Origin of the sequence: Paraburkholderia sp. CNPSo 3272 (assembly GCF_024206495.1) — a bacterium.
GTDB lineage: Bacteria > Pseudomonadota > Gammaproteobacteria > Burkholderiales > Burkholderiaceae > Paraburkholderia.
Map to the genome: position 1 here is coordinate 33941 of NZ_JAMBPQ010000030.1, position 12047 is coordinate 45987.

The 12047-nt window shown below is 64.8% G+C and carries 8 protein-coding genes; 4 read left to right on the top strand and 4 right to left on the bottom strand.

Features of this window, described 5'->3' with window-relative positions:
* The first annotated feature begins 198 nt into the window (after window positions 1-198).
* On the top strand, window positions 199-3756 hold the full coding sequence (dnaE, locus tag M3I53_RS27775; RefSeq protein ID WP_254319071.1) for a DNA polymerase III subunit alpha: 3558 nt from the start codon (window positions 199-201) through the stop codon (window positions 3754-3756).
* Here the strand turns inward: dnaE and M3I53_RS27780 are convergent.
* Window positions 3750-4538 carry a glycosyltransferase family 2 protein gene (locus M3I53_RS27780; RefSeq protein WP_254319072.1) on the bottom strand — a complete coding sequence of 263 codons (789 nt, stop codon included), beginning with the start codon at window positions 4536-4538 and terminating at the stop codon, window positions 3750-3752. The two genes, dnaE and M3I53_RS27780, sit on opposite strands and share 7 nt — an antisense overlap.
* 285 nt (window positions 4539-4823) lie before the next feature.
* Between M3I53_RS27780 and msbA the strand changes: the two genes are divergently transcribed.
* Complete coding sequence (gene msbA, locus M3I53_RS27785; protein ID WP_254319105.1) at window positions 4824-6551, top strand: lipid A export permease/ATP-binding protein MsbA; 1728 nt, start codon at window positions 4824-4826, stop codon at window positions 6549-6551.
* Between the two features lie 82 nt (window positions 6552-6633).
* Here the strand turns inward: msbA and M3I53_RS27790 are convergent, their stop codons facing one another.
* From M3I53_RS27790 to M3I53_RS27800, 3 genes are all read right to left on the bottom strand, one after another.
* Window positions 6634-7923 (bottom strand): O-antigen ligase, encoded by a 1290-nt coding sequence (locus M3I53_RS27790; protein WP_254319073.1) that lies wholly within the window; start codon window positions 7921-7923, stop codon window positions 6634-6636.
* A 14-nt stretch (window positions 7924-7937) separates the two neighbouring features.
* Window positions 7938-8948, bottom strand: a complete 1011-nt coding sequence (locus tag M3I53_RS27795; RefSeq protein WP_254319074.1) for a glycosyltransferase family 4 protein — start codon at window positions 8946-8948, stop codon at window positions 7938-7940.
* A gap of 63 nt (window positions 8949-9011) precedes the next feature.
* A complete protein-coding gene (locus M3I53_RS27800) occupies window positions 9012-10160 on the bottom strand; it encodes a glycosyltransferase family 4 protein (RefSeq protein ID WP_254319075.1) in 1149 nt (382 codons plus the stop codon).
* A gap of 277 nt (window positions 10161-10437) precedes the next feature.
* Between M3I53_RS27800 and waaC the strand changes: the two genes are divergently transcribed.
* Window positions 10438-11439, top strand: coding sequence for a lipopolysaccharide heptosyltransferase I (gene waaC / locus M3I53_RS27805; protein WP_254319076.1), 1002 nt, complete (start codon window positions 10438-10440; stop codon window positions 11437-11439).
* Between the two features lie 275 nt (window positions 11440-11714).
* Window positions 11715-12032 (top strand): DUF4148 domain-containing protein, encoded by a 318-nt coding sequence (locus tag M3I53_RS27810; protein ID WP_254319077.1) that lies wholly within the window; start codon window positions 11715-11717, stop codon window positions 12030-12032.
* Window positions 12033-12047 lie beyond the last annotated feature (15 nt).

Genomic DNA, 12047 nt, shown 5'->3' on the forward strand with positions numbered 1-12047 from the left:
GAATTGGGGCAGGGCGCGCGGCGGGCGCAATCCGCTATTATCCCTCAATCGCGCCTCGCGCCGCCTGCGGCGTAGTCGACACGCCATGCGGCGCCGAGCGCCCGCGGCAAGGTCCAGGCCAGATTGGTTGGGCCGCCCCGGCCAACATCAATTGCCCATGCGAGCGTGCGCCGAAATTCGCGTGCCCCTAAAGGTACAATGACGGCCATGTCAGATCCCCGCTTCGTCCATCTCCGCGTCCACTCCGAATTCTCGATTGCCGACGGCATCGTGCGCCTCGACGACCTCGTCAAGGCGGCGGCCAAGGACGGCCAGGGCGCGCTCGCGCTTACCGACCTCGGCAACGCATTCGGCCTCGTCCGTTTCTACACCGAAGCCCGTGGCAAAGGGGTCAAACCCATCGCCGGCTGCGACGTCTGGATCGCGAATCCCGACGACCGCGACAAGCCGTCGCGCCTGCTGCTGCTGGTGAAGAACAAGCGCGGCTACCTGAATCTGTGCGAGCTGCTTTCCAAGGCGTGGCTCACGAATCAGTATCGCGGTCGCGCGGAAGTCGACGTTGCGTGGCTCGAACAAGGGCTCGCCGAGGGGCTGCTCGCGATCTCGGGTGCGCAACAGGGCGACGTGGGTCTCGCGCTCGCGGCGGGCAATGCGGAAAGCGCGAAGCGCCATGCGCAGCGCTGGGCGAAGCTGTTCCCGAACGCGTATTACATCGAACTGCAGCGCTGCGGCCAGCCCGGCGGCGAGCAGTATGTCGAGCAGGCGGTGGCGCTCGCGTCGCAACTGAAGCTGCCGGTGGTCGCCACGCACCCCATGCAGTTCATGACCGACGAGGAATACACCGCCCACGAAGCGCGCGTGTGCATCTCGGAGGGTGACATCCTCGCGAATCCGCGCCGCCAGAAGCGCTTCACGACCGATCAGCGTTTTCGCACGCAGGAAGAAATGGTCGCGCTTTTCGCGGACATTCCTTCGGCAATCGCGAATACCATCGAAATCGCGCGGCGCTGCAATCTGACGCTCGAACTCGGCAAGCCGAAGCTGCCGCTGTTCCCGACGCCGGACGGCCTATCGCTCGACGACTATCTCGTGCAGCTTTCGAGAGAGGGTCTCGAAAAGCGCCTCGTACAGCTGTATCCAGACGAAGCCGAACGCGAGCAGGAGCGCGCACGCTACAACGAGCGGCTCGAATTCGAGTGCGGGACCATCATCAAGATGGGCTTCCCGGGCTACTTCCTGATCGTGGCTGACTTCATCAACTGGGCGAAGAACAACGGCGTGCCGGTGGGGCCGGGCCGGGGGTCGGGCGCGGGCTCGCTCGTCGCGTACGCGCTCGGTATTACCGACCTCGATCCGCTGCGCTACAACCTGCTGTTCGAGCGCTTCCTGAATCCGGAACGTGTGTCGATGCCCGACTTCGACATCGACTTCTGCCAGCACGGGCGCGATCGCGTTATTCAGTACGTGAAGGAGAAGTACGGCGCGGATGCCGTCTCACAGATCGCCACCTTCGGCACTATGGCCGCGAAGGCCGCGGTGCGCGACATTGGCCGCGTGCTCGATCTCGGCTACAACTTCACAGACGGCGTGGCCAAGCTGATTCCGTTCAAGCCGGGCAAGCACGTCACCATCGCCGACGCGATGAAGGAAGAGCCGCTCCTGCAGGAGCGCTACGACAACGAAGACGAAGTGCATCAGCTGCTCGACCTCGCGCAGCTCGTGGAAGGTCTCACGCGTAACGTGGGCATGCACGCGGGCGGCGTGCTGATCGCGCCGGGCAAGCTCACCGACTTCTGCCCGCTCTACACGCAGGGCGACGAAAGCGGCGTCGTGAGCCAGTACGACAAGGACGACGTGGAAGCCGTCGGCCTCGTGAAGTTCGACTTTCTGGGTCTGACCACGCTCACGATTCTCGACTGGGCCGAGCGCTATATCCGCATGCTCGATCCGTCGAAGAAGGACTGGTCGCTCGCCCAGGTGCCGCTCGACGACGCGCCGTCGTTCCAGATCCTCAAGAAGGCGAATACAGTCGCCGTGTTCCAGCTGGAAAGCCGCGGCATGCAGGGCATGCTCAAGGACGCGCAGCCCGACCGCTTCGAGGACATCATCGCGCTCGTGGCCTTGTATCGTCCGGGCCCGATGGACCTGATCCCGAGCTTCTGCGCGCGCAAGCACGGCCGCGAAGTGGTGGAGTATCCCGACCCGCGTGTCGAACCTGTTCTGAAAGAGACCTACGGCATCATGGTCTATCAGGAGCAGGTGATGCAGATGGCGCAGATCATCGGCGGCTACTCGCTCGGCGGCGCGGACTTGCTGCGTCGCGCGATGGGCAAGAAAAAGCCCGAGGAAATGGCCAAGCACCGCGAGATTTTTGCGGAAGGCGCGGCGAAGAATGGCCTCACGCGCGAGAAGGCCGACGAGACCTTCGACTTGATGGAGAAGTTCGCGGGCTACGGCTTCAACAAGTCGCACGCGGCCGCTTACGCGCTCCTCGCTTATCACACGGCGTGGCTCAAGGCGCACCATCCAGCCGAATTCATGGCGGCGAACATGTCGCTCGCCATGGACGACACCGACAAGGTGAAGATCCTCTTCGAGGACTGCCTGACCAACAAGATGGTCGTGCTGCCGCCGGACGTGAACGCCTCGGCGTACCGCTTCGAGCCGGTGGCCGACGCCAGCGTGGCCGAAGGCAAGCGCTCGCGCACGATCCGCTACGGTCTTGGCGCGATCAAGGGCAGCGGCCAGAACGCCATCGAAGAAATCTTGCGCGCGCGTGAAGAGGGCGGTCCGTTCAAGGATCTGTTCGACTTCTGCGAGCGCATCGACCGTCGTCTCGTCAATCGCCGCACCATCGAAGCGATGATCCGCGCTGGCGCGTTCGACACGATTCACGCGAACCGCGCGCAGTTGCTCGCATCCGTGCCGATGGCGATGGAAGCCGCCGACCAGGCGAGCGCCAACGCCATGCAGGCCGGCCTCTTCGACATGGGCGATGCACCGCTCGCCGCGCACGAACTGGTGGACGAGCCGGCATGGGGCGAGAAGCGCAAGCTCCAGGAAGAGAAAGCGGCGCTGGGTTTCTACCTCTCGGGCCACCTGTTCGACGCCTACAAGGACGAAGTGCGCCGCTTCGTGCGCCAGAAGATCGGCGAGCTGAAGGAAGGTCGCGACAAGCTGATCGCGGGCGTGATCGCCTCGTTGCGCACGCAAATGACCCAGCGCGGCAAGATGTTGATCGCGCTGCTCGACGACGGCACCGGCCAGTGCGAGGTGACGGTGTTCAACGAGCAGTTCGAAGCGCACAAGGCGCTCTTCAAGGAAGACGAGCTGCTCGTCGTGCAGGGCGGGGCGCGCAATGACGCGTTCACGGGCGGTATTCGCTTCACCGTGGATACCGTGATGGATCTGGAGCGCGCGCGCAGCCGCTACGCGCAAGCCGTGAAGCTGCAGATGAACGGCAATGCCAATGCCGGCGCGCTGCGCACGGTGCTCGAAGCGTATCGCGCGAAGCCCGACGACTCGCTGCCGGCGCCTGCCACGGAAACGCGCGGCCGCGGCGGCTTCGGACGCGATCGCGGCGAGCGCGCGCAGGCGGTCATTCCGAACGGGCTCGCGGTGCAGATCGTTTATCGCAACGATCGGGCGGAAGGCGAAGTGCGTCTGGGCGACGCCTGGCGCGTCAAGCCCACCGACGATCTGCTCGCCGCGCTGCGTGGCGAGTTCGCGGGCAGCGAAATCGAGATTGTTTACTGATCCGGGTTCGCGCTGTTCTTGCCCTGACCGGCGAGCAGCGCGAGCTTCAGGAAACGGTAGTACACGGTTTCCGCGTTGAATACCGCGATCTGGAAACCTGCTCGCCCGTCGAGAAACCCGGCGCGCAGCACGTAGGTGCGCAAGAACGCCCAGGCGCCGCGTGCCACAGCCTTGCGGAAGCTGCCGCTTTTGCCACTTGCCGCGCGCTGGCGAGCTCCCGCGCCCGAATAGGCGTCGAGCTTGCGCAATACGGCGTCGAAATCCTCGTATGAGTAGTGGAGCAGCTTGCCGGTGAGGCGCTGCGCGCTCGCGTCGCTTGCGTTGAACACGAGCCGCTCGTGCACGAGATCGTCGGAAAAACGCGCTTTGCCGCGCTTGAAGAGGCGCGGAATCCAGTCGGGGTACCAGCCGCTATGGTGAATCCACGCGCCGCAGAAGCTGGACAGGCGGTCTACAGCGTAGACTTCGGCTCGCGGTGCAGCGATGGCGGCGCGGATCGACGCGGCCAGTTCCGGCGAGACGACTTCGTCGGCGTCGATCGAGAACACCCAGTCGGTGCCGAGCGCCTCGAGCGCGCGATTTTTCTGCGGCCCGAAGCCGGGCCAGTCTGGCGTTTGCAGCACGCGCGCGCCGTGGGCGCGGGCGATGTCTAGCGTGGCGTCGGTGCTGCCGCTGTCGAGCACCACGATGTCGTCGGCGAACGCCACCGAATCGAGGCACTGCGCGAGCCGCAATGCGGCGTTTTTCGTGATGATGGCGATGCCGAGCGTGGTGTTTTTCATGCGGCCTGGATGGGAGGGGAAGCGGGCGCAGCCGCGCGAGCGGCAAGTATACAGATAGAGCGCATACATGGCGTACGCCCCCTGTCGCCCCGGAGCCCGGCGGCCCGGTGCGCCGACCATATACAATGCGATACCCCACCGTCAGGCGGCGCACCGCCTGTTCGAGTCCGCATTTCCAGTTTGTTGTAGCGGCAACGCGTTATTCCAGAGGATGCCTTGAGCGAGAAGTCCCTCCAGTCCACACTTAGCAAGCAGATCGGCGGCTCCGGCACGGCTTCGAGCCCGATGTCGGTCCTGCGGCGGCTCTGGCCGTATCTGAAACCGCTTCTGGGGGTGGCGATTGCCGCCATCCTCACACTGGCCATCGTCGCGGCGACCGAGGCCGGCATTCCGGCGCTTCTCAAGCCGCTCCTCGATCATGGCTTCGGCACTAAAGGCAGCCCGAGCGCCAAATGGATCGTCCCGGTGGCCGTGATCGGTCTCGCGCTCGTGCGCGGGCTCGCGCAGTACGCGTCGGGCTACCTGCTCCAATACGTGTCTAACCGCATTCTGCTGGAACTGCGGCTCAAGATGTTCGAGCGCATGATCCACGCGAGCGTCGGCTTCTTCCAGCGCGAGACGGCCAGCACGGTCATCAACGCGATCGTCTTCGAGGTCAACCAGATCCTGAACGTGCTGATGGGCGTGCTCGTCACCGCCGTGCGCGACTCGCTCACCGTGATCTTCCTGCTGGGCTACCTGTTCATTCTGAACTGGCGGCTCACGCTGATCGTCGCCGTGCTGCTGCCCGGCATCGGCTGGCTCGTCAGCAAGATCAACCGCCGGCTGCGGCGCCTGAACCGCGAGCATCAGATTCTCACGAACGATCTGTCGTATATCGTCGAAGAGACCGTGGGCGGCTACAAGGTCGTCAAGGTCCACAACGGCGAGAAGTACGAGATCGACCGCTTCGGCGCGCTCAGCAAGCGCCTGCGTGGATACCAGATGCGCATGACGATCTCGGGCGGTCTCGCTCAGCCGCTGACGCAGTTCCTGGCTTCCATCGCGCTCGCCATCGTCATCACGATCGCCGTCGTTCAGGCCTCGCACGACCAGACCACAGTCGGCGGCTTCGTCGCGTTCGTCACGTCGATGCTGCTGGTCATCTCGCCGCTCAAGCACCTGATCGACGTGAACCAGCCGCTGCAGCGCGGCGTGACGGCGGCGGAACTCATTTTCGGCCTGATCGACGAGCCGGCCGAGCCTGCGGGCGGCGGCGTGCCGCTCGAGCGCGCACGCGGCGAGATCGAGTTTCGCGGTGTGTCGTTCGGCTATGGCGAGAATGCGCGCAATATACTGGACAGCGTGACGCTGCGCGTGGCGCCTGGCGAGATGGTGGCGCTGGCGGGCCCCTCGGGCAGCGGCAAGACCACGCTCGTGAACCTGCTGCCGCGCTTTTTCGATCCCACGGGCGGCCAGTTGCTGTTGGACGGCGTGCCGCTCACCGATTACGACATCCACGCGCTGCGCAGTCAGATCGCGATGGTGAGCCAGGACGTGGTGCTGTTCAACGACACGGTCGCGAACAATGTGGCGTATGGCGAGACCGCCAACCGCGTGCGCGTGGAAAACGCGCTGCGCGCCGCGAACCTGTGGGACACGATCGCGGCGCTGCCCGAAGGCATGGACACGCTGGTGGGCGACAACGGCATGAAGCTCTCGGGCGGCCAGCGTCAGCGCCTCGCCATCGCGCGCGCGATCTATAAGGACGCGCCGATCCTTATTCTCGACGAAGCCACTTCGGCGCTCGATTCGGAATCCGAACGTCATGTGCAAGCCGCGCTGGAAACGTTGATGAAGGGCCGCACGACGCTCGTCATTGCCCACCGCCTTTCGACCATTGAGCGCGCCGACCGCATTCTCGTGATGGAGGCAGGTCGCATCGTCGAGCGTGGTACGCACCGCGAACTGCTCGAGCAGCAGGGGCTTTATGCGCATCTGCACCGCATCCAGTATCAGCAAGGCGCGGCATAAGTTGCGCTTTGCGCGCTGCATGAAAAAAGGCGAGCCTCGCGCTCGCCTTTTTTGTTTCTGCCGATAGAACGTCGCGGTTGCGTTAGCGCGGTTGCGCCGTTTTATTCACCCGCCGGCTATACAGCAGAATGCCGCTCAGCAGGACGAACAAACTGCCTTCGGTGAAATTCAGCAGCAGCGAGTTCGCGAGGCAGCCCACGAAGAAGGCCAGCAGATAGCCGTAAATCACATTGCGCGCGAGCGGATCTACATGGCGGCACTCGCGGTAGAGCGCGACGAGCAGCCACATGAAGAGCGCAATGCCGATCACGCCAAGCTGCACACCCATCAGCAGGAATTCGTTGTGGGGGTTGCCGGCCATTACTGCGCGGCCGCCGGTCTGGTTCTTCGCAAAACGCTCGAACTCGGGCAGCACGCTTCCCACGCCATAGCCTGCAATGGGACGGTGCGCGAAGAGATCCACGCTGCGACGGTAGAACTCGAGACGCACGCCCGCCGAAGTGACCTGGTTGCTGTTTTCGAAACTCGTGATTTCCTGGCTCGTGTCGGCGAGGCGCGAGTCCTTCGCCGTGAACGCGTAGTACGCGATTCCCATGCAGGCGACGACGCATGCGAGCGTCGCAACGAGGCGAATGCGTCCGGCGCGCGCGCTGCGCAAATGCACGAGCTGCCACACCACGAACACGGCGATATAGACCAGCGCAACGACCTGACCGGTGCGGCCCTGGAGCACGAACAGGACGTTCACGAGCGCGAGCAGCGCGTTCGCGTAGAGGAGCGCGCGCCACACGGGCTTCGTCTTCGACTGGCCGAGCGCGATCGAGAGCCACATGAGGAACGCCATCATGAGGCCGCCCGAAATGTGGTCCTTGAAGACCCAGGGCTTACTCATCGGGCCCTGCGTGTCGTGCATCGGACCGACGGCGGTCCAGCCGAACGCATTCGTGTAGGTGAGGAACATCGTGAGCGTGAGCGCGGCGAAAAGCGCCCAGATCGCGGCGCTTCCCCACTTCGCGCTGTCTTCACCGCGTAGCACGAGCAAGAGGAGGGGGAACATCAGCAGCTTGCGATACTTCAGCAGGAAGTTGATCGCCTCGTTCATGCTCGCCTTCGTATACAGCAGGCTTAGTCCGAGCAGGGCAAAGAGCACGATGGCAGCGACGCTCGTGGGCGACGTTCGGATCTTGCGCAAGCCGCGCCAGGCCTCGGGCGAGCACGCGGCGAACAACAGCACGAGCCCGCTCCCGAGATTCACGCCCGCCGTGGAGAGCGGCACGGCCGCGAGCGAGAGCACCGCCGCAAACCGCGCGAGCAGCAAAGGCCAGGATTGCGCCTGCATGGGCTGGCTTCGATCGGAGAGCGTCGTTTGCATGAGTGTGGGTTCCTTTACGCTGCCTCTGAGGACATCGCGTGGCGAAGGTAAAACTGGGCGCGGCGAGCGAGCGCGCTGCGCGAATAGAGCGCTTCGACCGTGCGCCGTGCATTTTTACCGATCGCCGCGCGCAAGGCAGGTTGATCGAGCAGTGCGCGCATGATCTCGCGCGCTTCGTCGCTCGTGTCGAAGAGGAACCCGTTTTCGCCGTGGCGGATGCTGTTCGCGTAGCCGCCACGGCGATGGCAGACAACGGGCAAGCCGCACGCCATCGCTTCAAATACGACGCGGCCGAAGGTTTCGACGTGGCTGCCCGTGCGGTAGTAGAACACATCGAGGGAGCGCAGGAAATCGACGGCCGGCGCCGCGCCTTCGGGCGCGAGTTCGAGTTGCGCGCCGCGCTCGAGCAGGTCGGCAAGACAGGTCGCGCCTTGCAGTTTCACGTGCGCGCCGCTGGCGGCCCATTCGCGGTAAAGCGAGAGGTCTTCGGCGTCGTGCTTCTCGAGCGTGTCGCGGCTCAGTCGCCCGATGACCGGCCGGCGGCGCGCTGTGCTATGCGCGGCGGGCGTGAAGCGCGCGATATCGATCGGTGAGGGATGAATCACGCCCGGCGTGTCGAGCAGCGTTCTCTGGAATTCGGAGATGAAGACGTATTCCGTTCGCGGCCAGCGCAGCAGCCGCGGATGTTGCGAGGTCAACGAAAGAATCTTCGGATGAAACGTGTTGAACACGTAGATGAGGCGCTCGGGCGCGGGCACGGCGAACGGCCAGAGCTTGTTGCGCCAGTGCGCGCCGACGAACACATAGGTGCCGCCTTCGGGGCGGATGCCGCGGCACGCCGAGCCAAAACCGATCCGCTCGAGGCTATGACGCTCCCGCAACGACGCCGGACTGCGCGAAGACGTCGCCCACAGCCGTACGTCGCCATGCGCGCGCAATTGCTCGGCGAGCGCGAGCGCTTCGAGTTCACTGCCGCCGTTCGGATTCAGAAAACCGTTGAAAAGATGAATTACCCGATTCGCCATGTTCAATAACTATTCGTTGGCCCCGAAAGCGGAATTGCGGTGGGGCCTGTGTTGCGCGCGCGTCTATGAGGATGACGGTGGCGACTTCGCAAGCTGCTGCAGATATACCCGCTCGGTCTGATCAATGAACTCCGAAAGCGAAAACTCGCGCTCGGCCTTCACGCGTGCGCGCCGGCCCATTGCGCCGAGCGCGTCGCGCTCCGCCAGGATCTGCGTAAGTGTTTTCGCGAGGGCAGGCGGGTCGTGCGGCGGGACGATCCAGCCGTCCGATCCGTCGGCGACGTTCTCGGGCAAGCCCGCGTAGCGCGCGACGATCACGGGCTTGCCCATGGCCATCATCTCGCGGCACGCGAACGAGACTGTTTCGACCGCATACGAGACCACGAAGCCGATGTCGAACGCGCGGATAATCGACTTCACGTCCTCGACGAAACCCGCCACGCGCACCTGCTCGCGCATGCCGAGCGCGTCGATCTCGCGCCATTGCGCTTCGTTCGGCTCGACGCCGGCGACCACGACCACGAATTGCTCGCGCTGTGCGGCGGGCAGGGCGGCGACCGCGGCAATCACGTCCATCGTGCCCTTGTACCAATCGAAGCCCGTGACGGTTCCCAAGACGAGCTTGCCGGCCTGAGCTTCGCCGAGCAGCAACGCGCGCGCCTGGGCGACGTCGGCCTGGGTAGCGGGCTCGAACGCGTCGATGTCGACCCCGTTCTTGACCACCGTCACTGGCTTACTCCCATAGACCGAGGCGCTGACGAAATTGGCGGTCGAATCCGACACGGCGATGACTACGTCGGTTGCACGCGTGGCGCGCACGCGCGTGAGAAAGTCGGCCTTGATCGCGATCGAATTGTGCTTGGTCCACACCACGCGCGGACGCGGCCCTAGCATGCCCATCATGCTGAACATCACGAGCCGGTGATCGGGCGAGCCGTTCACGTGCACGATATCGAAGCGTTCCCGTTCGAGCAGTGCGCGCAGCGCCCGCCACGCCGGCACCATGCGGCGTACGTCCTTGAGCTTGGCCGGAAATTCAAGCGGCAGCGCCGTGACATTGGGGATCGCGCGCGCATGCGCATACAGGCGGCTCGTCGCAGGCGCTGCGACGAACATCTGATGCCGGCCGGCAAGGCCCCGTGCGATCACCCCGATGTAGGTGTCGTGGCCGCCGCCGCGGCCGTAGTGAAAATTGGTCAGCAGGATTTTCAAACAGGAAGCTCCTACCCGGAATATTTGCCTTTGAAAGGCTGTAGTGGGGCCAGATTGGCGCGATTTTGGTCCGGGCGATCTCTACGGCGACAGATTTTAACGCATGGGCCCGGTGCGACCACGATTGCTCAGGGTTCGCCCAGTCAGGCTTTCGCAGCCTTGCGATCACGCTTGACAGCAGGGCGCTGACGTATAATCGCGGGTCCCGCGAGCTCGTTGCTCGCGCCCGGCCAAGCGTGCTGCCGCAGTCGCGCCTGGTCCGTCAGTTTTCGGTATCATGGACCGCATTCTTATAGTCAAAGTCACGTCCTTGGGCGATATCGTCCATGGTCAACCTATTGTCGCGGACCTGCACCGAGCCTTCCCGGGCGTGAAGGTGGACTGGGCGGCCGACGGCGCATTCACCGACATCCTGAGCTGGAATCCCGGCATCGACCGCGTGCTCGGCGCGCCGCTGCGCCGCTTCAAGCGCGCGCGCAGCATGGCCGACCTGAAAGCCATCGCCGCTTCGATCGGCGAGTTGCGCGCTGAAAAGTACGACGCGATCCTCGACCTGCACGGCGTGTACAAAAGCGCGATCATCGCGTTTCTCGCGCGCGGGCGGCTGCGCTTTGGCTACCGGCGCGAAAGCCTCGGCGAGACGGGCGCGGCATTCGCCTACAACCGGCGCTACCCGTCGCGCGAAGATCTGCTTGCCTGGGAGGGCCTGCGCAAGACCGTGGGTGATACCTTCGGCTACACGATCGATAGCGCGCCGGATTTCGGGCTCGTCGTCCCCAAGTCCGTCACGCCGCTGGCCGGCGCCGTGCACGCGCCTTACGCCCTGCTCTTTCACGCGACGTCCAGCGACGAGAAAAAGTGGCCCGTGACGCACTGGCACCGTGTGGGCGCGCATCTGCGCGAATTGGGCCTGACCGCGCTGCTGCCGTGGGGCTCAGAGGCCGAACGCCGCGAAGGCGAGGCGATTGCCGCAGGTGTCCCCGGCGCGGTCGTGCTGCCGAAGCTCAGCGTGACCGAGGTGGCCCAGCATATCGACGCCGCAGCGCTCGTGGTCGGCACCGACACGGGTTTCGTGCACCTGGCTAGCGCCGTGGGCCGCCCCACGGTCATGATCTTCACCGCGACGTCGGCGCGCCACTTCGGCATCAACGTGCCCGGCCGCTCGATGTCGCTCGGCGACGCGGGGCGTCCCGCCGAGATCAGCGAAGTTTGCTCGGCCATCTCCGCCGTGCTGCCGGCTATGTGCCGCGCCACGCCGCCCATACCGGCTGCGCGCTGATACTGGCGTCCCGCTCGCGATTTTGCAGCGGGACGCATCCGCGGTCTCCCGACATTACGCGCCAGATCATCCGGCGTCCCGTGGACGCGCCCTTGACCTCCGCATCGCCCGTTCAGGCCTGTCTGACGGGGCACGCGCGGATTCTCCCGTCCGCTGGAAGACTCCTTTCGGTGTTCAAGGGTTAACCCTGATCTCCATCAAGCCTAGACTGCGTACATCGGTCGCATGCCCACACAGTCGCACGTCGACCGCCTATCCAACTGGAGGTCGTTTCCATGAAGTCCCTGATTCAAGCCGTTGCCGTCGCCACCGTTCTTGCCGCTGCCGCTCTGCCCACCGCTTCGTTTGCGCAGTCACACTCGACCATCACCCGCGCCCAGGTGCGCGCCGAACTTGTGCAGCTCCAGCAGGTCGGCTACCGCGTCGGTGATGGCGACAACGCCCACTATCCCGAAGCAATCCAGGCCGCCCAGGCGAAGGTCGCCGCGTTGAATGGCGCAAACAGCAGCTACGGCGGCGTGGCGAACGCCTCGCAATCGGGCGGCCGCGGCACGGTTTCGCCCGAAGACTGGAACGCGATGTACTCGCGCTAAGCCATCGCGGCGCGC

Excerpts from the sequence above, each read along its gene's own strand:
- dnaE (WP_254319071.1), top strand. The coding sequence starts at position 199 with ATGACGGCCATGTCAGATCCCCGCTTCGTCCATCTCCGCGTCCACTCC.
- M3I53_RS27780 (WP_254319072.1), bottom strand. The coding sequence starts at position 4,538 with ATGAAAAACACCACGCTCGGCATCGCCATCATCACGAAAAACGCCGCA.
- msbA (WP_254319105.1), top strand. The coding sequence starts at position 4,824 with ATGTCGGTCCTGCGGCGGCTCTGGCCGTATCTGAAACCGCTTCTGGGG.
- M3I53_RS27790 (WP_254319073.1), bottom strand. The coding sequence starts at position 7,923 with ATGCAAACGACGCTCTCCGATCGAAGCCAGCCCATGCAGGCGCAATCC.
- M3I53_RS27795 (WP_254319074.1), bottom strand. The coding sequence starts at position 8,948 with ATGGCGAATCGGGTAATTCATCTTTTCAACGGTTTTCTGAATCCGAAC.
- waaC (WP_254319076.1), top strand. The coding sequence starts at position 10,438 with ATGGACCGCATTCTTATAGTCAAAGTCACGTCCTTGGGCGATATCGTC.
- M3I53_RS27810 (WP_254319077.1), top strand. The coding sequence starts at position 11,715 with ATGAAGTCCCTGATTCAAGCCGTTGCCGTCGCCACCGTTCTTGCCGCT.